Here is a 20,546-nt window from a genome sequence, read left to right as displayed (position 1 = left end):
TCGGGGTAGCCGACTGGCATGGCCCGGACCACCGTCGTCATCGCCTCGCGGAACCGCGCGACCAGCCTGCTGCGCACGCTGTCCCACCTCAGCGAGCTCGCGGTGCCGGTGATCCTCGTCGACAACGCGTCGGCGGACGACACGGTTTCCCGTGTGCGGAACGATTTCCCGAACGTTCTACTGCTGGAGTCCGCGGTGAACCGCGGCGCGGTCGCGCGCAACCTGGGCGTGCGGGCGGCACGGACACCGTTCGTGGCCTTCGCCGACGACGACTCCTGGTGGGCGCCCGACGCGCTGGAACGGGCCGAACCGATCTTCGACGAGCACCCGGACCTGGCGGTGATCGCGGCGCGCACGCTGGTGGGGCCGTCGCAGAGTCCCGACCCGATCACGCCGCTGCTGCGCCACAGTCCGCTGGGCGAGGGGGTGGCGGGGCCCTCGGTGCTCGGGTTCATGGCCTGTTCGGCGATCGTGCGCCGGCAGGCGTTCCTCGACGTGGGCGGCTTCAGCCCGGTGCTGTTCTTCCGCGGCGAGGAGACGTTGCTGTCGTGGGACCTCGCAGCGGCGGGGTGGGCGCTCTGCTACGTCGAGGACGTGGTGGCGCACCACCATCCGGCCACGGGCCGGGAGCCGGGCGGTGACGTCGTCGAGCGGCGCAACGCCGTGCTGGCCTCGTGGATGCGACGACCGGTGACCAATGCGCTGGCGGCGTCGCTGAAGGACCTGAAGGCGTTCCGCGCGGCGTTGCCCCTGCTGGGTCAGGCGCTCCGGCAGCGACGAGCGCTGCCGGAACACCTGGAAGCGCAGATCAGAGCGCTCGAACAGCCGCGGCGAGGCGCGTGATGCCCTCGTCGATCTGCTCCGGCGTGACGCCCGAGAAGGCGAGGCGGAACGCGTTGTCGCCGCCCTCCAGCAGGAAGTCCGAGCCCTTCACGAACTCGACGCCGTGCTCCTTCGCGACCGGGACCAGCTTGTCGGTCGACACGCCCGGCAGCTCGACCCACATGAAGTAACCACCCTGCGGCGCGGTGAAGACCGCCTCCGGCAGCTCGCGCTGGAGCGCGGTGACGAGGGCGTCCCTGCGGGCGCGCAGCGCGGTGCGGACGTTCGCGACCGACTCCTCGAGCCGGCCGGAGCGGCAGTACGAGTTCACGATCGACTGCGCCACCATGTTCGGCGAGATGTACGTGGTGGTGGCGATGTCCTGGATGCTCTTGATGACGGCCTTCGGGCCGACCAGGTAACCGCAGCGGATGCCGGGCGCCATCGTCTTGGAGAACGACGACGCGTAGACGACCTTGTCGTTCTTGTCCTGCGACAGCATCGTCGGCAGCGGCTCGCCCTCGAACCGCACCTTGACGTACGGGTCGTCCTCGAACAGCACGAAGTCGTACTTGGCCGACAGCTCCAGCAGACGCGCCCGCTTCGCCTCGGACAGCGTGTAGCCGGCCGGGTTCTGGAAGTTCGGGATGATGTGCGCGAGCTTCGGGCGCACACCGCTCTCCAGCAGCTTCTCGAGCGTGTCGACGTTGATGCCGTCGGTCTCCAGCTCGATCGCGTGGATCTTGGCGCCGCGCTGGCGCAGGTTCAGCAGCGTGCGGTCGTAGGTCGGCGCCTCGACCACCACGTCGTCGCCCGGCTGCACGAGCAGCTCGAACAGGAACGCGTCGGCCTGCATCGAGCCGTTGGTGACGAGCACCTGCTCCGGCTCGACGCCGTGCTGCTCCGCGAGCCATGCGCGCAACGGCACGTAGCCCACGCTCGTGCCGTACGCGAAGGTGCCGCCGGGATCGTCCGTGAAGGCCCTCTGCGCCGCGTCGCGCAGGCCTTCCTGGTCGATGATGTCGAGAGAGGGCGCTCCGCGCGTGAACAGGATCGAGGCCATGCGCGGAGCGTACAACTCCCACGATTCGGGCTGGCACTGCTGGGGCAGCCGGGTGAAACATGAAACGTCTTCAAGCGTTTGGACGTCTAACACTGTGGGTATCTCACGTGACGTAAGACGCACTCATTGAGTACAGGCTCTCAACTGAACAGGGCAGCCGTCGCCCAGCCGAAGGGTTAGGGCCGGTACTGGAGCGCCGCCTTCACAAGCCGCGCAGGGTTCGACTCCCTCGGTTGCCACTGCACAGGTGCCCGCCCGGCCGAAGCCGAACGGGCACCCGAAGAGCTGAATCAGATGGCGCGGACAGCCTGCGCCTGCGGCCCCTTCTGACCCTGGCCGATCTCGAACTCCACGCGCTGCTGCTCCTCGAGCGACTTGAAGCCGTTGCCCTGGATCTGCGAGTAGTGCACGAAGACGTCCGGACCACCGCCGTCCTGCGCGATGAATCCGAAGCCCTTCTCGCCGTTGAACCACTTCACGGTGCCCTGCGCCATACCAATTGCTCCCTAGATGTTGGTGCCCCCGCAGAACGGGGCGCGCGGGCAGTCTGCCAGTGGACGGTCTCTCTCACATCGTGGTTAGCCCGGTGGTGTGACGAAGTAAGTTGAACCGGGTACACCGAGAGGAGCAGGGATGACGAACTGGCTGGACGTCGCGCACGAGGTGGCGGCGACGCTCAGGTCCGACGCCGCGGACAGGGACCGGGCCAACCAGCCGCCCAGCAAAGAGGTGGAACTGCTCCGGCAGAGCGGCTTGCTCAACGTCCGCGACTGGGCGACCCAGCAGAGGGTCGGCCGGATCATCGGCGCCGCCGACGCCAACGCCGGGCACCTCCTCGGGTACCACTACCTGCAGATCTGGCGCAGCGGCCTGTTCGACACGCCCTTCACCGTGCATCCCGACCAGTTCTGGGCCGGCGTCAGCAACCCGCTCGACGCGGCACTCGAACTCACCCCCACCGGCACCGGCTACACCCTCAACGGCCGCAAGACGTTCGCCACCGGCGCCTCCGTGGCCGACCGGATCGTGGTCAGCGCCACCCGTACGGACAACGGCGAGAAGCTCACGTTCCTGCTCGACGGCAAGGCGCCGGGAATCACCTACCTGGACGACTGGGACAACATCGGCCAGCGCCTCACCGCGTCCGGTGGCGTGACGTTCGAGAACGTCGAGGTGACGGAGATCCTCGGCGTCCAGCCGGCGAACGAGGACCCGCGCATCAGCCTCGCCGCGATCGGCTTCCAGCTCGTGCTCGCCCAGCTCTACGTGGCCATCGCGGAGGGCGCGCTCGCCGAGGCCGCCGACTACACCCGCACGAAGACCCGCCCGTGGTTCGTCAGCGGAGTCGAAACGGCCACCGAGGACCCGTACATCGTCGCCGCGTACGGCGAGATGGTCTCCCAGACGAGGGCCGCCGGGCTGCTCGCGGACGAGGCGGCGCGGCAGCTCCGCGAAGCCTCCGAACTCGGCCGCGCCCTCACCCCGGCGAAGCGGGCGGAGGTCGCCGTCACCATCTCCGAGGCCAAGGTCGTCAGCACGAAGCTCGTCAACGAGGTCACCAGCCGCATCTTCGAGCAGGTCGGCGCGCGCGGAACCGCCGCGAAGTACGGCGTGGACCGCTTCTGGCGCAACGCCCGCACGCTCACGCTGCACGACCCGGTCGTCTACAAGGCCCGTGAGGTCGGCGAGTACTTCCTGACCGGCGCGCGCCCCGCCCACACCGGGTACAGCTGATGCAGCCGGTGCTCGCCGACTCGGTCCGGCTCACCGACGACGGCGTGCTGATCCTCGACCGCCGCCGGTTCCCGTTCGAACGCGACTGGGTGCTGTGCCGGACGGCCGAGGACGTCGCGCGGGCCATCGAGGACATGGTCACCCAGTCCTCGGGCCCGTACTTCGCGGTCCTCTACGGCCTGGTCCTCAAGGCCAGGGCCCTCGAGAACAAGCCCTTCGCGCAAGCCCGCGAAGAACTCGCCAGGACCGCGAGCATGCTCGAGAACACCAGGCGCACCAACAACGCCCTGAGCAAGGCCGCCAAGATCGTCCTCGAGCACGTGGACGCCGCGCAGGACGTCACCGCGGCGCTCGCCGGCGCTCGCGAAGGCGACCGCCGGTACCGCGCCAGGAGCCAGGCGCTGGGCGAGCACACCGCGAACCTGCTGCACGACAACGCCACCGTGATGACCCACTGCTGGGCCGACCTGTACCTCACGGAAACGGTCCGAGCGGCCCAGCGCCAGAACAAGACACTGCGCTTCTTCTGCACCGAGACCCGGCCCTACCTGCAGGGAGCCAGGCTCACCGCGGAGACGTTGATCGAGATGGGCGTCGACACCACGCTCATCACGGACGGCATGGGCGCCGCGGTCCTGCAAAGCGGTGAGGTCGACGCGTTGGTCACGGCGGCCGACCGGGTCACCATGGACGGGCACGTCGTCAACAAAGTCGGCACACTGGGCTTGGCGTTGGCCGCGCACGCGTTCGGCGTACCGTTCCACGCCCAGGTGCAGGCACCCGACCGGCTGGCGCCCACGACGGACCACGTCGAGATCGAGTACCGCGACGGCGCCGAGGTGCTGCAGGTGCTGGGCAGGCCGAGTGCCACGCCGAGGGTGAAAGGACTGTACCCGGCGTTCGACGTGACGCCGCCGCGCTTCGTCACGACCGTGGTGACGGACCGCGGCGTCTACCGGGCCGATGCGCTGGACGAGTACTACGAGGGAGAACAGCGGTGAGCAAGTGGGTCGTGCTCGACATCGAGGGCACGCTGAGCGCGACGGACCAGGTGCTGGTCGTCCTCTACGACTACGCGCGCCCGCGGCTCGGGCCGTGGATCGAGCAGCACGGTGACGACCCGGTGGTCGCCGACGCCGTGCGGCAGATCAAGGAGCTCGCAGGGCACGACGACGTCGTCAAGGCACTGCACGACTGGATGGACGCCGACCAGAAGGTCACGCCCCTCAAGACGTTGCAGGGCCTCATCTGGCAGCAGGGCTACGCGCAGGGCGACCTGGTGGCGGAGTTCTTCCCGGACGTCGTCCCCGCGATCCGCAAGTGGCACGACGACGGCGTGAAGCTGGCGATCTTCTCGAGCGGCTCGGTCGCGGGCCAGGTCGCGTTCTTCCGGCACACCACCGACGGCGACCTGACCCCGTTGCTGGAGCACCACTTCGACACGGTCAACGCGGGCCCGAAACGGGAAGCCGCGTCGTACCACAAGATCGCCTCGGTGCTGCAGAGCGACGACATCACCTTCTACAGCGACGTTCCGGCCGAGCTGCACGCCGCGCAGGAGGCGGGCTGGAAGACGGTCGGCGTCGCGCGCGCCGGTGAGCCGTACGCCAACGCCGACTTCACGCCCCACCCGACGGTCTGGGAACTCTCGTGACGGCAGAGCTCGCCCGCGAGTGCGTCCGCTACGCGCAGCTGGGCTGGATGCGCGGCACTTCGGGGAACCTGTCCGTTGTCCTGCAACGTGATCCGCTCCGCCTCGCGGTGACGGTCAGCGGCGTCGACAAGGGCGAGATCACCGCTGAGGACAGCGTGGTGATCGATTCCGGCGGCAACGCCGTGGACAGCGCCAAGGTCCCGTCCGCCGAAGCCGCCCTGCACGCCAGGATCGCGCACGTGGCCGGTGCGGGCGCCGTCGTGCACGTCCACGCGCTGGCAACGGTCGTCGCGGCGGAACACTGGCCGGACGGCGTGGTCCTGCGGGACCTGGAGATGCTCAAGGGCTTCGGCCGCCACGACCACGAAGAGGTCGTGATCCCGGTCGTCAGGAACTCCCAGGACATGGCCGAACTGGGCGACGCCTTCGAAAAGGGCTTCGACCCGAAGGTCCCGGCGCTGCTCGTCGCACGGCACGGCGTGTACGTGTGGGGCGAGGACCTCATGCATGCCCGGCACCGCCTGGAATGCCTGGAGTGGTTGCTGCGCTTCAAGGTGGAGACGCGAGACATCTTTACGGGGAGGCACTCATGACGCTGCTGACGGTGTGGCCGGACTCCGACCCCGAGCAGACCGTCCTGCGCACCACCGACGCCGAGGAGATCGCCACCGCGCTCAAGGAGCACGGCGTGCGCTTCCACCGTTGGTCCGTTGTGGACGGTGTGACCGCCGACAACGCGCTGGAGATCTACGAGAAGGACGTCGCCCGCGTCAGCGAGACGGAGGGCTACACCTACGTCGACGCGATGGAGATGACCCCCGCCGACACCGACGAGTACCGCGCGAAGGCCGTCGAGTTCCGCAACAAGTTCCTCGCCGAGCACACGCACGACGACGACGAGGACCGCTACTTCGCCCGTGGCGCCGGCGTTTTCTACCTGCACATCGGCGACAGGGTGTACGCGGTGTTCTGCGAGGCCGGCGACCTGCTGAGCGTCCCGGCGAACACCACGCACTGGTTCGACATGGGCACCACGCCCGACTACGTGTCGATCAGGTTCTTCCACGACGACGACGGCTGGATCGGCAACTTCACCGGCAGCGACATCGCGACGAAGTTCCCGACTTTCGACGAGCTGCGTTCAGGAATCGCATGAGCTCACAGGTGGCGGTGGCATCGCTCGGCGGCACGATCACGATGACGGGCTCCGGCGCGGTGTCGCCGACTCTGGGCGCCAAGGACCTCGTCCAAGGCCTCGAAGTCGGCGAGATCGCCACCCTAGCCACGATCCCCGGCGCCTCGCTCACGTTTCCGACGCTGCTGGACGCCTTCGACTGGGCCGACCGGCAGGTGTCGGAAGGCGCGCGCGGCGTCGTGATCATCCAGGGCACCGACACCCTCGAAGAGACCGCGTACCTCTTCGACTGCCTGTGGCCGCACGAAGAACCGCTCGTCGTCACCGGCGCCATGCGGCACCCAGGCCTGCCCGGCGCGGACGGTCCCGCCAACCTCACCGCCGCCGTGTCCGTCGCGGCGGCGGCGAACTCACGAGGCCGCGGCGCGTTGCTCGTCCTCAACGACGAGGTCCACGCCGCCCGCTGGGTCCGCAAGACGCACAGTAGCCTCCTCAACGCCTTCGAGTCGTTCCCCGGCCCGCTCGGACTCGTCGTCGAGGGCTCGCCGCGGTACTTCCACCCCGCGCACCGGCTGCCGGCGCTGCCACGACCCCTCGACGCACCTGCGGTTCCGCTCATCGAGGCCACTGTGGACGACGACGGCTCGATCCTCGACTGGTTGAACGTCGGCGGCGTCGTGGTGGCGGCCTCCGGCGTCGGCCACGTGTCGGCGGGGATGGCCGAGGCGATCTCCCGCGCCCGGTTCCCGGTCGTCGTCGCGACCCGGACCGGCGCGGGCACCACCTTCCGCAGCACCTACGGCTTCACCGGATCCGAGTCCGATCTGATCCAGCGCGGCGCGGTGATGGCCGGATGGTTGTGCCCGCGCAAGGCACGCGTGCTCCTGCGGCTCGCTCTGGGCGCCGGCCGGCAGATCGAGGACGTGTTCGCGGTCCGCGGCAGCGTGTTCTAGTGCGGCGCTACGCGGCGTGGACCGGGTTTGTTCGTGGTCTTCGTTGTGGGTCGATGAAGGCGGGTGGCCGGAAGACCGGTAGTCCGGCGATGATCTGGACTTCCCACTCCGACTGGTGCACCAGGTCGTGATGGCGGCGGCACAGCAGAACCAGGTTGTCGACGTTGGTCTCACCGCCGTTGGCCCAGTGGATGACATGGTGTGCCTCGCAGTGTGAGGGTGGTCTGGTGCAGCCCGGGAAGGCGCATCCGCGATCTCGGGCGACGAGGACGCGACGGAGCCCGGAGTTGATGGTCCTGGTCTTGCGGCCCACGTCGTAGACCTGGGAGCGACTGCCCAGCAGGGTCGGGACGAGGCCGGAGTCGCAGGCGACCTTGCGGACCTGGTTCATCGGGATGTGCTCGCCGTTGTCGAGGCGAGCGGTGCCGATGCCGTCGCGCAGCTTGTCGTAGTCGACCGTGATCGTCAGCTGGGCACGCTCGCCGCCGTGGGTCCTGGTGCCACCGGCGCGCAGGGCCAGATCGACGACCTCGCACAGCGCGTCGCCTTCCCGCTCGGGTGCGAGCCTCAGGTCGCCGGGCTCGGGCTTGGCCAGGGGGTCGATCAACGCGTCCAGCTTCGCGCCGGTCACGGCGTCCAGGTCGGCGGACAGCAGGTACCGGCCGCCCTTCCACTGCCGCCACAGGAAGTTCCTCTTCCGGACCGGCTCCGGCTCCGGCTCCGTGGGCTCCGGACCGTCCTGGTCGAGCCGATAGACCAGCTCCCTGCAGAACGCCCTGGCCGACCGGGGCTCGTGCAGACGCGCGTACTCGACGACGTGCACCTCTGCCACGGCAGGCAGTTCGGCCATCGCCTCGGTCAGCACGTCGACATGGTCTTCGGACAACTCACCCTCGGCCATCGCGGCCGCGACTCCGGGCAGTACCGGCCCCACGAGCGTGCCATCGTGCGTCACCGTGGGGCACAAAACCTTCGCCTGCTTCAACTTGCGGCGCGACACCCTGGGATCCCAGCGCAACGTGTGTTTGAAGACCTCGATGAGATCCTTGTAGCCCAACGCTTCCGCCGCCCCCTGCTGATCGAGTACGGCGACGATCTCCAAGACCTGGAACTGAAGCCGTTGCAGCGCGCGCACCTTCCGCTTGAGCTCATCGAGGAGCTCAAACGGCGAGGAGAGGGCGAGGGCTGACATGCGTTCATCGTGGCATGAACACGTGTTCGAATGCCATTCCCTGATCGGATGAAAGTGCAGGTCAAGGCCTATGGCGTCGTGTGTGTCACACGGCGCCATAGCCACTACGTTTTCACCCGAACGAGCCCGTGGCATGGATCTGATCCAATCCCTACCGTCGAAGGGCATGACCGCGACCCTTTCCACCCCGTACAGCCGGGAACTCGGCGACGAGCTACGCCGCCTGAGGGAGACGTGCACCGACTTTCACGGCCGTGCGATGGCCATCCAGCTTGGCTGGGATCCGAGCAAGGTGTCCGACATCGAGCTGGGGAAGGCACGAGCGAGCGAGATCGACCTCGTGCAGTACCTGGCGACGTGCGGCAAGGACATCGACTTCGCGGACGAGTTCCGGAGCCGCTACCAGAACGCTTTCAACCTGTACTTCGCTCAGGTGCCGGACAACCTGCGCACGCTCGCGATGACAGAGGCGATGGCCACGAGGATCTTCTCCTACGATGTCCTGATCATGCACGGTCTCATGCAGACGGAGGACTACGCCCGGCAGTTGATGGTCGACTCCCACATCGAGGCACCTGAGGACATCGAGAGGTTCGTCCAGGCGCGCATGGACCGGCAAGCGATCATGAGGCGGCCCAACCGGCCGGAATGCGTGTTCTTCGTGCACGAGCTGGCGTTGCGGATGCCGTTGGGTAATGCGAGTCTTCGCGAAGATCAGTACCTGCGTCTCCTCTTCAACACGCACATCCTCAGGGTCGTACCCGCGAACGTCTGTGCTTTCCGCTCCCCGGTCACGCTGTACGAGTTCGGTAAGGCGGCTCCGGTCGTGTACACCGATTCAGACACAGCTCAGGTGTGGGCGCAGGACAGCGCCGCCGTGGCACGCGCCAGGAGGCTCTTTCAGCGGCTGGATGCCGTAGCCCTGGATGCGGAACAATCGAAGCGCAAGCTGGCGGAGTACGTCAGCGGACTTCGAGAGGACCACCATGTCGGCGGAACGGACCTGGCACAAGAGCAGCTACAGCAACGGTGGTAGCGGAGAAAGCTGCGTGGAGGTCTCCCTGGCCCACAACGCACTGGTCCGCGACACGAAGAACGCGAGCGGCGACGTTCTCGCGTTCTCCACCCCCGCCTGGCGTGCCCTGATCAGCTCGCTCTGACCACCGAGGTGTTAGCCGTCTCGACCGTCACCCGCACGGTCTGGGGCGCGAGCGACTGCAGGTACTGCGCGTGGTCCGGCCCGATCGTCTCGCTGAACGCGATGAACGCCAGGTGCGGCAGCTCGAACGCCGTCGTGGCACAGAAGTCCTCCAGCCGGTCGAACCCGCGCCGGATGCCGGTGGCGTCGAGACCGAACACGGCGTGCCGGTCGAGCTTCGCGGCACCGATGTCGAGCAGGTGCAACGCGTGCATGGCGTGGGTGAACGCCATCGCGCACACCTCGATGCGCGAGCACGAGACCAGCAGTGTCCGCACCATCGACGGGTGCAGTGACTTGCCGGACGTGCGCAGGACGACGTCGATGCCGGCCTCGCGGAACAGTTCGACGATCTCGAACAGGCCGGGCACTCCCAGCGGCTCGCCGCCGCCCAGCGTGACGGTCTCCGGGCGCATCGAGATGAGCGCCTGGGCGATGTGCAGCATTCGGTCGTGGCTGAGCCGCGCGTGTGCGACGTCCCAGGTGATGTCCATGCGGTCTGCCCCCTTCGGCGGATGACGCCGATCGAAGCGGGGGACCAGTCCCGCCGTCAGGTGACCGGTGTCCCGTCTTGGGAGGGACTTCCCAGGCCTGCCTCACGGGCGCGGACGATGGCCTGCGCCCGATCGGCCACCTGCAGCTTGGTGAAGATCGCGGACACCCGGTTGCGCACGGTCTTGCCCGACAGCGAGAGCCGGTGCGCGATCGACGGGTTGTCCATGCCGGACGCCATCAGTTCCAGCACGTCCCGTTCGCGGTCGGTGAGCTGCGGGAACAGCACGGCCTTGGACGACGAGATCGCGGTGAAGTAGCCCATCATCCGTTGCGCGATGGTGGCGCTGAAGATCGCTTCGCCGGCTCCGATGGCCTGCACGGCGCGCACGATCTCGTCGTCGTCGGTCGTCTTGACCAGGTAGCCGCGCGACCCGGCCTTCATCGCCGCGAACACGAGCTCGTCGTCCTCGTGCATGGTCAGCACGAGGACGCCGACGCCGGGCAGGGCTTCCTGGATCTGCTTGGCGGCCTCGACGCCACCGAGCACCGGCATGTGCAGGTCCATGACGACGACGTCGGGCTCCAGGTCGAGGACGACCTGGACGGCCTCCTGCCCGTCCGCGGCGTCGCCGACCACCGAGATGCCGTTCTCGCCGTCCAACAACGCCTTGAGGCCGCGCCGGAAAACGGGGTGGTCGTCGGCGATGACAACACGAGTCACTGCGCCTGCCACTACTGGGCCTCCAACGGGATCCGCGCCACCACCCTGGTCCCGTGTGGCCGCGCCGGTCCCACTGTGCACGATCCACCCAGCTCGGCGCAGCGTTCTCGCATCGAGTCGAGCCCGACACCCGGCCTGGCATCGGCCGGGACCCCGCGCCCGTCGTCCACGATCTCCACGACGAGGTCACCGTCGGTGCGCACGGTGATCACGCACGTCGACGCGCCGGAGTGGCGCGCGGTGTTGGTCAACGCCTCCGCGACGATGCGATAGGCAGCGACCTCCACGGCGGCGGACAGGCCGTCGATCTGTTCGGCCTCCACCTGAACGTCGAGGTCGCCGTGGAAGCGGGCCGCCTCGTCTCGCACGGCCAAAGCCAGGCCCTGGTCGAGGATCGGCGGCCGCAGCCCGTCCACGAGCCGGCGCACTTCGACGGCGGTCGTGTCGACGTCGCCCAGCACCGGGTCCAGCACGTCGCCGAGCGACCGGCGCAACGCCTTGAGCTGCAACCGGATCCCGACCAACGCCGGTCCGACGCCGTCGTGCAGGTCGCGCCGCAGCCGCAGCCGTTCCTCTTCCCGTGCCCGCACCAACCGTTCGCGGGCGAGTTGCAGGTCGGCCGTCAGCTTGATCGACTGCGCGGCCGGCGCGGTGGAGCGGGCGAGGTCGACGAGCAGGCTCAGCTCGCGATCGCTCAGCCGTTCGTCGGGCGCGCGTGGTTCGACGACGAGATCACCGACCAGGAAACCCCGGTACGTCATGGGAAAGCGCAGCTGCGGCCATCCGCGGCTCCGTCCGTGCTCGGCCAGCACCGACCCGCCGCGAATCGCGACGTACGGCAGCTTCAAGGACTCGGCGACGGTCTGCGCCACCGTCGGCAGCACGTCCTGCGACCGTTCGAGCTTCTCGCTCAACGTCGACAAAGCGGCGTACGGATCAGCGCGCGCGCCGAACAGCCATCGGTCGAGCTTGCGCTGCAACCAGCTGCGGATCGGCGCGAACACCAAGCCCGCCGCGACCACGCCGATGACCTCGGCGTCGCCCGTGAACAGCCGCCCGCCCGCGACCATCACGCCCATGTAGACCAGCAGCAACGTCACGGTCAGCGAACCGTAGAGCAACGACCGGTGGATCAGCAGGCTGATGTCGTACAGGCCGTACCGCACGATCGCGATGACCGCGGCGGCCGGAAACGCCAGCACACCGACGATCCACGCGACGTGCCCGTCCGTCGTCTCCACCACGGTCGCCACGACGGCCGCCGCCAGCAGCGCGAACGCCCACACGAGCAGCCGGCGTTCGTCCCCGACGGCGCGCCGCCAGCGCACGGCCAGCGACACCACGGCCGCCAGCACGGAGGCACCCGCCGCGAGCACCGCGACCAGCGTGATCGTCTTCGCGAGCCCGCCACCGCCGCTCTGCCAGAACGCGGCGGGATCGCTCCACGACGCCCAGGCGATCCCGATCGCGCCCGCGACAGCGCTGAACAGCGAGGCACCGATGGCGATCCACCACCGGTCGCTCACCGGCTTGCCGTCCGGGAAGACCAGGGCCACCGCGGGCAGCAACGCGTAGGTCGGCCACCACACCCACGCCTCGACCCAGCGGGCGGGATGATCGGCCGGCTGGCCCGCGACCGCGACGGCGACAGCGCCGAACAGGCCCATGACCAGCAGCAACCATCCGACGGACGACCTGCGGACGTGGCCGATCACCCGCACCCCGAGCAGGGTGCAGGCGAACGCGACCAGCCAGTTCCGCGGATGCGAGACCGCGCCGGTGACCGCTGTGTGCCCGACGGCGAAGAGCACACAGGCGGCCACCAACGCGCCGATGACGCGAGCGAGGACTACCTCGCGTCGCGTCAGTCGCTGAGCCAGTGCCACAGGTTGTGGAACGGAGAACCGGCGTCCAGCGTCTGGAAGCCTCCAGGCCAGCCCTGGAACGTCATGATCCGGTGCCGCAGCTGCTCCACGGTCACCGGCTTGGCGGGGGAGTGGGTGTGGTCGAAATCGACGTCCCCAGGCGGCGGGTTCATCGCGCGCGCCTGTAGCTCCGCGTACCAGGCGAGGAGCTGTTCGTCGGACATGTGCGAAAAGTACGGCGGTACCACTTTCTGCCCGGACTTCGACATGCCTGGAAGGAGTCGTGAGCACTCGCCTGGATACACGAGTGCTCACGAACATTTGCGGCTATTTCACGGCAGGACCTGGATCTTGCGGCCCTTACCCGCCTTGAACTGGTCCAACGCGCCCGCGTAGTCGTCCAGCGGCACCCTGTCGCTGATGAAGATCTCGGGGTCCAGCACTCCGGTCGCGAAGAGGTCCGCCGCCCGTTCGAACGAGTGCAGCACCGCCATCGAGCCGGTGATGGTGATCTCCTGGTTGTAGATCTTGTACGGCTCGATGGTGACGCGCGCGGAGTAGTCCGAGACGCCGAACTGGAGGAACGTGCCGCCCTTCGCGACGCGGCCGAGCCCGTCCTGGATGGCCTTCTCGTTGCCGGTGGCGTCGATGACGACGTCCCAGCCCCCCGGCCGGTCCAGCTCGTCCGGTGACGCCGCGACCGCGCTGACACCGAGCTTCCGAGCCGTCTCCAGCCGGTCCGCGTTCAGATCCACGACCTCGATCGACGACGCGCCGGTCAGCTTGCCGAGCTGCAGCATCATCAGGCCCATCGTGCCCGAGCCGTAGATCAGCACCCGCGACGCCATCTGCGACCGGAGCACGTCGTACCCGCGCACCGCGCACGACAGCGGCTCGATCAGCGCCGCATCCTCGGTCCGCACGTGGTCCGGCAGCTTCACGCAGTTCGCCACGGGAGCCACCGCGTACTCCGCCGCGCCACCGGACGTCGTGACGCCGATGGCCGCCCAGCGCTCGCAGAGGTTGTTCTTGCCCGCACGGCACATCCGGCACTCGTAGCAGTACAGCGACGGGTCCACCGCGACCCGGTCACCCACGGACAGCTCGGTCACCTGCGACCCGATCTCGACGATCGTGCCGGCGAACTCGTGGCCCGGCACGACCGGCAGCGTCGGGGCGAACTCGCCCTGCAGGATGTGCAGGTCCGTTCCGCACAGGCCGCAGGCCGCCACGTCGACGACCACCTGGCGCGGACCGCACTTGGGATCGTCCACAGTGGTCACTTCGACGGACCCGACGCCGGTGATCACTGCTGCTTTCACTTGACTGCTCCCAACGAAAGGCCCTGGACGAGCTTGTCCTGGGCGGCGAACCCGGCGATGAGCACCGGCAGAGACACCACGACCGCCGCGGCGCAGACCTTGGCCAGGAAGAGGCCCTGCGACGTGACGAACCCGGTGAGGTACACGGGGGCGGTACCGGCGACGACACCGGTCAGCACCCGTGCGAAGAGCAACTCGTTCCAGCTGAAGATGAAGCAGATCAACGCCGTCGCCGCGATGCCGGGCATCGCGATGGGCGCCACCACCCGGCGCAGGATCGTGACCAGCCCGGCGCCGTCGATCGAGGCCGCCTCGAGGATCTCCTTGGGGACCTCGGACAGGAACGACCGCATGAGCCACACCGCGATCGGCAGGTTCATCGAGCAGTACAGCAGCGTGAGGAACGAGATGTTGTCGAGCATCCCGGCGAACTGCGCGATCAGGTAGATCGGCAGCAGCGCCGCGACGACCGGCATCATCTTGGTGGACAGGAAGAAGAACAGGACGTCCGTCCACTTCTCCACCGGTTTGATCGACAACGCGTACGCGGCCGGGATCGCCAGCAGCAGCACGATGATCGTCGACCCGATCGAGGCGCTGAACGAGTTGATCAGCGGCGGCCACGCGCCCGCGTTGAAGAACTCCTCGTAACCCTGGAGGGTCAGCGGCGCCGCCAGCGACGGCGGGTTCGTGGCCGCGTCCGACTCGCTGTGCAGCGAGGTCAGGAACATCCAGGCCACCGGTGCGAAGAACACGATGCCGGCGAACCAGGCGAGCACACCCCAGATCCGTGTCATCGCTTCTCCTCCTTGAACAACGAGGACACCGTGCGCAGCGCGAACGTCGCGATGATGATCGACCCCGCCACCACGATCACGCCGGCCGCGGAGGCCTCGCCGTACTCGTGGGCCTGGTAGAAGGTCTGGTAGATCATGTACGGCAGGTTCGCCGTGCCCAGACCACCGGACGTGATCGTGAAGACCGCGTCGAAGTTCTGCACGATGTAGATCGAGCCGAGCAGCCCGCCGAGCTCCAGGTACTGCCGCAGGTGTGGGAACGTCAGGTACCGGAAGATCTGGAACGACGACGCGCCGTCGATCGTGGCGGCCTCGACCGGTTCGACGGGCTTCGACTGCAGGCCCGCCAGCAGGATCAGCATCATGAACGGCGTCCACTGCCAGACCAGCGACAGCACGACGGCGGTCATCGGCATGGAACTGATCCAGTCCGGCTGGGCCTCGAAGCCCAGCCAGTTCAGTATTCCGTTGAACAGGCCGTACTCCGGGTTGTAGAGCACGTGCTTCCAGATCAGCGCCGCCGCCACCGGGACCACGAGGAACGGCGCGATGAGCATGGTGCGCACGAACCCGCGGCCGGCGAACTTCTTGTCCAGCAGCAACGCGAGGCCCAGCCCGAGGAGCAGGCTGATCAGCACCACCGACGCCGTGAGCACGATCGTGTTGACCACCGAGGAACGCAGGTCAGGATCGGTGAACACGTTGACGTAGTTGTCGAACCCGGCGAACCCGCGGTTGGCCGGGTCGAGCGAGTTCCACTTCATGAACGAGATGACCAGCGTCGCCACGAACGGCAGCTGCGTCACGACGATGAGGAAGATCAGGGCGGGCAGGAGTGGCGCCCGCCGCGCCCACTTCGAGTACTTCCTGCGGGGGACGGGAGGCGGCCGGTCCACGACCGACCGCTCTCCCCTCTTTGGAACGGTACCGAGGACCGCCATGTCACTGCCCCTTGTACTTCGCCGCGACCTTCTCGGCGAGCGCCTGACCGTTGTTCAGCGCGTCGTCCACCGTCACCGCGCCCGCGATGGCCGAGCTGATCTGCTGCGACACCTGGGTGCCGAGGTCGGTGAACTCGGGGATGCCGACGAACTGGATGCCGGGCGCCGGGCGTTCCTGCACACCGGGGTTCAGCGGCTTCGCGTTCTTGATCGCGGCCTCGGCCTGCGCGGAGAACGAACCGGAGGACTGCTTGTACTCGGCGCGCTGGTAGGTCGACGCGCGCTTGCCGTCCGGGAGCTTCGACCAGCCGAGGGTCTTGCCGACCAGCTCCTCGTAGCCCTTGCCGGACGCCCACGAGATGAACTTCCAGGCCTGCTCCTGCTTCTTCGAGGCCTTCTGGATGCCGAACGCCCAGGTGTAGAGCCAGCCGGAGCTGTCGGTCTTCACGACCGGCGCCTGGGTGAAGCCGAGCTTGCCCTTGACCGGTGAGTCGTCGGCCTCGAGCAGACCGGCGGCGACCGTGGCGTCGTACCACATCGCGACCTTGCCCTGCGTCATGTTGTTCAGGCACTCGGCGAACCCGGCCTGCGGGGCGCCCGCCTCACCGTGGTTGCGCACGAGGTCGACGTAGAACTTGGTGGCCTCCTTGAACTCCGGCGCGTTGACCTGCGCCTGCCAGTCCTTGGTGAACCACGTGCCGCCGAAGGTGTTCACGACCGTCGTGAGCGGCGCCATGACCTGGCCCCAGCCCGGCTGGCCGCGCAGGCAGATGCCGCGGACCTCCGGCGTGGCGACCTTCGCGGCCGCGTCGGCGACCTGCTGCCAGGTCGGCTTCTCGGGCAGCGTGACGCCCTTGGCCTCGAAGATGTCCTTGCGGTACATGAGGAACGACGACTCGCCGTAGAACGGCTGCGCGTACACCTTGCCGTCCGCCGCGGTCAGCGACTGCCTGATGGGCTCCAGGATGTCGGCCTGGTCGAACGCGCTGTCCTTGGCGACGAAGTCGTCCATCGGCGCGAGCCAGCCGTTCTTGGCGTACATCGGCGTCTCGTAGTTGGAGATCGTCGCCACGTCGTACTGGCCGGCCTGGCTGGAGAAGTCCTGGCTGATCTTGTCGCGGACGTCGTTCTCGGGCAGCACGGTGAAGTTCACCTTGATGCCGGTTCCCTTGGTGAAGTTGTCCGCGGTGAGCTTCTGCAGGTCCTGCATCTGCGGGTTGTTCACCATCAGGACGTTGACCGAGTTCTCACCACCACCCCCGCCGCCCGCGCCGGAGCAGGCGGAAGCTAGCAGCAACACAGCGGTAGCGGCTCCGAGTGTGCGAATCGACGGCATCGTCGGTTCCTTTCCAGGGTTTTCGGGCACGGCGAAGTGGGGGAGTGCGCCCGAAGGTGGGGAGGTCAGCGCCCGAAATGATCAAGCACGGATGACCTTGGGGCCTAGCAACGTGTAACGGTGGGCCTCGTGGGCGGAGAGGCCACTGTCCGTGACGACCGCCTCCAGATCGGAGACCTCGGCGAACCGGTGGAAGCTGGAGACGCCGAACTTCGTGTGCGTGCCGACGAAGATCTTCCGCCGGGACGCGCTGAGCGCCTTGGCCTTCACCGCGCCGACCGCCGGGTCGGGCGTGGTCAGACCGTGCTCGCGGGAGATGCCGTTGGCACCGATGTAGGCGAGGTCGATGACCATCTCGCCGAGCATCCTGGTGGTCCAGTGGTCCACAGTGGCCAGGGTGTGGCCGCGGACTCGGCCTCCCAGCAGGAGAACCGTGCACGACGGGTGCTCGGACATCGCCGCCGCGGTCGGCAGCGACGCGGTGATGATCGTGAGCGGGTTGGTGGTCGGCAACGACTCCGCGACGAGCTGCGGGGTGTAGCCCTCGTCGATGAACACGGTCTCGGCGTCGTCGAGCCGTTCGGCGGCGGCCTTCGCGATGCGCCGCTTCTCCGGCACGTGGGACCCGGCGCGGAACCGGAGCCCCGTCTCGAAGCCGGCGCTCTCCACCGGGATCGCGCCGCCGTGCGTGCGTCGCACCAGCCCGTGCTCGTCGAGCACGCGCAGGTCGCGCCTGACCGTCTCGGGCGCGACGCGCAGTTCCTGCGCCATCTCCACCACGTCGACGCGGCCGTCGGCGCGGGCCCTGGCCAGGATGCGCCGTTTGCGTTCCTCGGCTCGCATGTCACCTGCCCACTCGGCTCTCGGGTTGCCCGTTCGGGCTGTGCATAGATGAAACACCCTGGAAACATTGTGGTCGGCACCACAACTGACTGAAATCCTGCCCGATTTTTGCCCGTAGTGCCGTGTGTGCCGCCTGGTTCACGCAGGTCGTCCAGACTGGGCACGCCCGAACCGCCCCGCTGGTGTGCCCGGATGGCCTCCAGACGCCTGCTGAATTCGGTGGAACCGGGCGGAGCAGGATGAAGTCCAACAAGCCGACGAAGAGGGGACGAGGCGCATGAAGTGGATCGCGGGTCTGTTCGCGCTGGCGATCTTGGCGTGCGCCACGTGGCTGGGTCTGACGGGCTTCACGACGTACGCGCCCACGGCGGCCACCACGGCCGTCGCGGACCGGGGCACCGCGCGGGTGGCCGACTGCACCAGCAGGGGACCGGTCAGCAGGCACGGCTTCGGCACCTGGTGGATCTGCCAGGCCGACGTCGAGTGGGAGAGCGGGCAGCGGACGCGGGTGACGGCCGAACCAGGTCAGCTCACCCCCGCCGACAAGGGCACGGACGTGCCCGTGGTGCAGCGAGGTGAGGGAGCCGTCCGCAACGGGCCGGAGAATCCTCCGGTCTACCGCGCGGACTTCGAGCCCAGCGTCGTGCTGGGCATCGGTTCGGTGCTCGGGGGCATCGGCATCGGGGGAATCGTGGCGCTGGCCGTGCTCGGCACCGTGGCGTCCCGTCGCAAGAAGGCACAGGAGAGGGAGTAGATGAACCCGGGAGCAGCTGACCCCGACGCGATGATGCGTCAGTGGAACGAGCAGATCCAGACGAAGCTCCGGCAGGCCGACGAGATGAAGCAGGTCGCGAACGCGGTCAAGGCGACGCAGCGTTCGTCGGACGGCTCGGTGTCCGTCACGGTCGACCAGAACGGCATCGTCTCGGAGCTGGATCTCACCGACGCGGCGTTGCGCAAACAGCCCGCACAGCTGTCGGCCGAGATCCTCGGCGCGATGCGGTCCGCCCAGGCGCAGATCGCGGCGAAGATGCAGGAGGCCATGGCGCCGATCCTCGGCGGTGACTCCGCGACCATGGACGCCCTGATGGGCGGCTACCACGAGCGCTTCCCGGAGCCCGAGCCCGAGGACCCCGCGCCCCGGCGGCCCTCCGGTCCCGCGGACGACGACGACTTCGGCGGGCACAACTTCGCCCGCGACGACAAGGGCTGGTGAGGGTCATGACCGGGTTCAACGTCCACACCCAGTCGATGCGCGAACACGCGCGCCGGCTGGAAGGCATCGTGCAGCAGATCCAGATGGCGCAGCAGGCCATCGGGCAGGCACAGATCAACGGCGCCAACGCCTACGGCATCCTCTGCAGCCCGCTGCTGGAGCCGATCATGGGCACGATCGAGGCGGCCGGCACCGGCACCGTCAACACCGCGCACGGTGTGGTCTCCGCGACCGTCGACGGCGTCAACGGCATGGCCGACGTGTACGACAACGTCGACAACAAGGTCGGCGGCAACTTCAAGAAGATCGTCGAGAAGCTCGGGGAGATGACGTCATGACGCCGCCGAACCCATTGGTCGCGAACGCCCCCGAAGCTCCCGGCGCGCTGGCCGGCCTCAACCTGGTCGAGCCCGCGGCGGACGCGGTCTCCGCGATCCAGCGCGGCGACTGGGCGGAGGCGGGCATCAACGTCCTCGGCGCGGGCATCGACGCGCTGGGCTTCCTCACCGACCCGTTCGGCACGCTGCTGTCGTCGGCGTTCGCGTGGTTCATCGAGCACGTCGAGCCGTTGAAGTCCATGTTGGACTCGCTGGCGGGCAACCCCGGTGTGATCAACCAGAACGCCGCCACGTGGGGCAACGTCGGAGATCACCTCAAGAAGGCCGGCGAGGACATGGCCCGCATGGTCGAGTCCGACACCAGCGCGTGGAGGGGTGCGGCGGTCGACGCCTACGCCGCGGTGGGCAAGGTCGAGGCGGTCGGCGTCAAGGCCGCCGGCATCGCCGCCGAGGGTGTCGGGGCCGCGCTGACCGGTGCCGGTGTGGCGGTCGCGACGGTGCGCACGATCGTGCGTGACCTGATCTCGATGGCGATGAGCGAGCTCGTGCAGGCGCTGATCCGCTGGGCGGCGGCCGCGCTGCTCACGGTCGGCCTCGCGACGCCGGGCATCATCGCCGACGGCATCCGGCTGATCATGAAGTGGGCCAAGAAGGTGTCGGACTGGCTCGACAAGGTGATCACGACGATCCGCAGCCTGTCGAAGGTCGTCAACAAGATCTTCGAGATCCTGGAGAAGTGCAAGGGAGCGCTGGCGGACGTCATGCCCAAGGCCGCCGGCGACGCCATCGTGGACACGACGGCGATCGGCATCGTGAAGAACCTGCCGACCGAGGCCGCGAAGGCCGACGACTCGCCCTACGCGACCAGGTGACCACGTGAGTGGTTGTGGTCTCGCGACCACAACCACTCACGACCCCCTC

The 20,546-nt window shown here is 68.3% G+C and carries 25 protein-coding genes; 13 read left to right on the top strand and 12 right to left on the bottom strand.

Annotation, left to right across the window (positions count from 1 at the left end; genetic code table 11):
• Positions 1 to 18: 18 nt before the first annotated feature.
• On the top strand, positions 19 to 843 hold the full coding sequence (locus ACRSBM_RS33445; RefSeq protein WP_434449732.1) for a glycosyltransferase family 2 protein: 825 nt from the start codon (positions 19 to 21) through the stop codon (positions 841 to 843).
• Here the strand turns inward: ACRSBM_RS33445 and ACRSBM_RS33440 are convergent.
• Positions 809 to 1,885 (bottom strand): PLP-dependent aminotransferase family protein, encoded by a 1,077-nt coding sequence (locus ACRSBM_RS33440; protein WP_434449729.1) that lies wholly within the window; start codon positions 1,883 to 1,885, stop codon positions 809 to 811. The two genes, ACRSBM_RS33445 and ACRSBM_RS33440, sit on opposite strands and share 35 nt — an antisense overlap.
• 290 nt (positions 1,886 to 2,175) lie before the next feature.
• On the bottom strand, positions 2,176 to 2,379 hold the full coding sequence (locus tag ACRSBM_RS33435; RefSeq protein WP_434449727.1) for a cold-shock protein: 204 nt from the start codon (positions 2,377 to 2,379) through the stop codon (positions 2,176 to 2,178).
• Positions 2,380 to 2,518: 139 nt separating this feature from the next.
• On the opposite strand from ACRSBM_RS33435, the gene ACRSBM_RS33430 reads away from it, so the two are divergent.
• The 6 genes from ACRSBM_RS33430 to ACRSBM_RS33405 are packed head-to-tail and all read left to right on the top strand — an operon-like array spanning position 2,519 to position 7,361.
• On the top strand, positions 2,519 to 3,619 hold the full coding sequence (locus tag ACRSBM_RS33430) for an acyl-CoA dehydrogenase family protein (protein WP_434449725.1): 1,101 nt from the start codon (positions 2,519 to 2,521) through the stop codon (positions 3,617 to 3,619).
• Entirely contained in the window at positions 3,619 to 4,620 is a 1,002-nt protein-coding gene (locus ACRSBM_RS33425) for a s-methyl-5-thioribose-1-phosphate isomerase (protein WP_434449722.1), read from the top strand. Before ACRSBM_RS33430 ends, ACRSBM_RS33425 begins: the two co-directional genes overlap by 1 nt.
• Positions 4,617 to 5,273: an acireductone synthase gene (gene mtnC / locus ACRSBM_RS33420; RefSeq protein ID WP_434449719.1), complete on the top strand. Its 657-nt coding sequence runs from the start codon at positions 4,617 to 4,619 to the stop codon at positions 5,271 to 5,273. The genes ACRSBM_RS33425 and mtnC overlap by 4 nt, the downstream gene beginning before the upstream one ends.
• Positions 5,270 to 5,866: a methylthioribulose 1-phosphate dehydratase gene (gene mtnB, locus ACRSBM_RS33415; protein ID WP_434449717.1), complete on the top strand. Its 597-nt coding sequence runs from the start codon at positions 5,270 to 5,272 to the stop codon at positions 5,864 to 5,866. Before mtnC ends, mtnB begins: the two co-directional genes overlap by 4 nt.
• Positions 5,863 to 6,429 (top strand): 1,2-dihydroxy-3-keto-5-methylthiopentene dioxygenase, encoded by a 567-nt coding sequence (locus tag ACRSBM_RS33410; RefSeq protein ID WP_434449715.1) that lies wholly within the window; start codon positions 5,863 to 5,865, stop codon positions 6,427 to 6,429. Before mtnB ends, ACRSBM_RS33410 begins: the two co-directional genes overlap by 4 nt.
• Positions 6,426 to 7,361 carry an asparaginase gene (locus ACRSBM_RS33405; RefSeq protein ID WP_434449712.1) on the top strand — a complete coding sequence of 312 codons (936 nt, stop codon included), beginning with the start codon at positions 6,426 to 6,428 and terminating at the stop codon, positions 7,359 to 7,361. The genes ACRSBM_RS33410 and ACRSBM_RS33405 overlap by 4 nt, the downstream gene beginning before the upstream one ends.
• Before the next feature lie 7 nt (positions 7,362 to 7,368).
• Here the strand turns inward: ACRSBM_RS33405 and ACRSBM_RS33400 are convergent, their stop codons facing one another.
• On the bottom strand, positions 7,369 to 8,553 hold the full coding sequence (locus ACRSBM_RS33400; protein WP_434449710.1) for a DUF222 domain-containing protein: 1,185 nt from the start codon (positions 8,551 to 8,553) through the stop codon (positions 7,369 to 7,371).
• Positions 8,554 to 8,719: 166 nt separating this feature from the next.
• Here ACRSBM_RS33400 and ACRSBM_RS33395 point away from each other — a divergent pair, with 166 nt between their 5' ends.
• Both ACRSBM_RS33395 and ACRSBM_RS33390 read left to right on the top strand, forming a co-directional pair.
• Positions 8,720 to 9,589: a helix-turn-helix domain-containing protein gene (locus ACRSBM_RS33395; RefSeq protein WP_434449708.1), complete on the top strand. Its 870-nt coding sequence runs from the start codon at positions 8,720 to 8,722 to the stop codon at positions 9,587 to 9,589.
• A gap of 13 nt (positions 9,590 to 9,602) precedes the next feature.
• Positions 9,603 to 9,713 carry a DUF397 domain-containing protein gene (locus ACRSBM_RS33390; protein WP_434449706.1) on the top strand — a complete coding sequence of 37 codons (111 nt, stop codon included), beginning with the start codon at positions 9,603 to 9,605 and terminating at the stop codon, positions 9,711 to 9,713.
• Here ACRSBM_RS33390 and ACRSBM_RS33385 read toward each other — a convergent pair.
• The 9 genes from ACRSBM_RS33385 to ACRSBM_RS33345 all read right to left on the bottom strand — a co-directional run bounded on the left by ACRSBM_RS33385 (position 9,700) and on the right by ACRSBM_RS33345 (position 18,071).
• Positions 9,700 to 10,245: a hypothetical protein gene (locus tag ACRSBM_RS33385; protein ID WP_434449703.1), complete on the bottom strand. Its 546-nt coding sequence runs from the start codon at positions 10,243 to 10,245 to the stop codon at positions 9,700 to 9,702. The genes ACRSBM_RS33390 and ACRSBM_RS33385 overlap by 14 nt on opposite strands.
• A gap of 56 nt (positions 10,246 to 10,301) precedes the next feature.
• Positions 10,302 to 10,967 (bottom strand): response regulator, encoded by a 666-nt coding sequence (locus tag ACRSBM_RS33380; protein WP_434449700.1) that lies wholly within the window; start codon positions 10,965 to 10,967, stop codon positions 10,302 to 10,304.
• An 11-nt stretch (positions 10,968 to 10,978) separates the two neighbouring features.
• Positions 10,979 to 12,790 carry an ATP-binding protein gene (locus ACRSBM_RS33375; protein WP_434449698.1) on the bottom strand — a complete coding sequence of 604 codons (1,812 nt, stop codon included), beginning with the start codon at positions 12,788 to 12,790 and terminating at the stop codon, positions 10,979 to 10,981.
• A 41-nt stretch (positions 12,791 to 12,831) separates the two neighbouring features.
• Positions 12,832 to 13,056, bottom strand: coding sequence for a hypothetical protein (locus ACRSBM_RS33370; RefSeq protein ID WP_434449695.1), 225 nt, complete (start codon positions 13,054 to 13,056; stop codon positions 12,832 to 12,834).
• A 108-nt stretch (positions 13,057 to 13,164) separates the two neighbouring features.
• Positions 13,165 to 14,154 (bottom strand): zinc-dependent alcohol dehydrogenase family protein, encoded by a 990-nt coding sequence (locus ACRSBM_RS33365; protein WP_434449692.1) that lies wholly within the window; start codon positions 14,152 to 14,154, stop codon positions 13,165 to 13,167.
• Positions 14,151 to 14,951 carry a carbohydrate ABC transporter permease gene (locus tag ACRSBM_RS33360; RefSeq protein ID WP_434449689.1) on the bottom strand — a complete coding sequence of 267 codons (801 nt, stop codon included), beginning with the start codon at positions 14,949 to 14,951 and terminating at the stop codon, positions 14,151 to 14,153. Before ACRSBM_RS33360 ends, ACRSBM_RS33365 begins: the two co-directional genes overlap by 4 nt.
• On the bottom strand, positions 14,948 to 15,892 hold the full coding sequence (locus tag ACRSBM_RS33355) for a carbohydrate ABC transporter permease (RefSeq protein ID WP_434449686.1): 945 nt from the start codon (positions 15,890 to 15,892) through the stop codon (positions 14,948 to 14,950). Before ACRSBM_RS33355 ends, ACRSBM_RS33360 begins: the two co-directional genes overlap by 4 nt.
• 1 nt (position 15,893) lies before the next feature.
• Positions 15,894 to 17,228, bottom strand: coding sequence for an ABC transporter substrate-binding protein (locus tag ACRSBM_RS33350; protein ID WP_434449684.1), 1,335 nt, complete (start codon positions 17,226 to 17,228; stop codon positions 15,894 to 15,896).
• 81 nt (positions 17,229 to 17,309) lie between these two features.
• Positions 17,310 to 18,071 carry a DeoR/GlpR family DNA-binding transcription regulator gene (locus ACRSBM_RS33345; protein WP_434449683.1) on the bottom strand — a complete coding sequence of 254 codons (762 nt, stop codon included), beginning with the start codon at positions 18,069 to 18,071 and terminating at the stop codon, positions 17,310 to 17,312.
• Positions 18,072 to 18,348: 277 nt separating this feature from the next.
• On the opposite strand from ACRSBM_RS33345, the gene ACRSBM_RS33340 reads away from it, so the two are divergent.
• The 4 genes from ACRSBM_RS33340 to ACRSBM_RS33325 are packed head-to-tail and all read left to right on the top strand — an operon-like array spanning position 18,349 to position 20,497.
• The gene (locus ACRSBM_RS33340; protein ID WP_434449680.1) at positions 18,349 to 18,825 is read left to right on the top strand and encodes a DUF6346 domain-containing protein; all 477 of its coding nucleotides are present in this window, start codon (positions 18,349 to 18,351) and stop codon (positions 18,823 to 18,825) included.
• Complete coding sequence (locus ACRSBM_RS33335) at positions 18,826 to 19,287, top strand: YbaB/EbfC family nucleoid-associated protein (RefSeq protein WP_434449678.1); 462 nt, start codon at positions 18,826 to 18,828, stop codon at positions 19,285 to 19,287.
• Positions 19,288 to 19,292: 5 nt separating this feature from the next.
• Complete coding sequence (locus tag ACRSBM_RS33330) at positions 19,293 to 19,625, top strand: type VII secretion target (RefSeq protein WP_434449675.1); 333 nt, start codon at positions 19,293 to 19,295, stop codon at positions 19,623 to 19,625.
• Positions 19,622 to 20,497 (top strand): WXG100 family type VII secretion target, encoded by an 876-nt coding sequence (locus tag ACRSBM_RS33325; protein ID WP_434449672.1) that lies wholly within the window; start codon positions 19,622 to 19,624, stop codon positions 20,495 to 20,497. The genes ACRSBM_RS33330 and ACRSBM_RS33325 overlap by 4 nt, the downstream gene beginning before the upstream one ends.
• The last annotated feature ends 49 nt before the right edge of the window (positions 20,498 to 20,546 follow it).

It is taken from the genome of Lentzea xerophila, from assembly GCF_051094245.1.
Lineage (GTDB): Bacteria > Actinomycetota > Actinomycetes > Mycobacteriales > Pseudonocardiaceae > Lentzea > Lentzea xerophila.
Note: the sequence above shows the minus strand (reverse complement) of the source record. Positions and strands in the feature narration are given on the sequence as shown.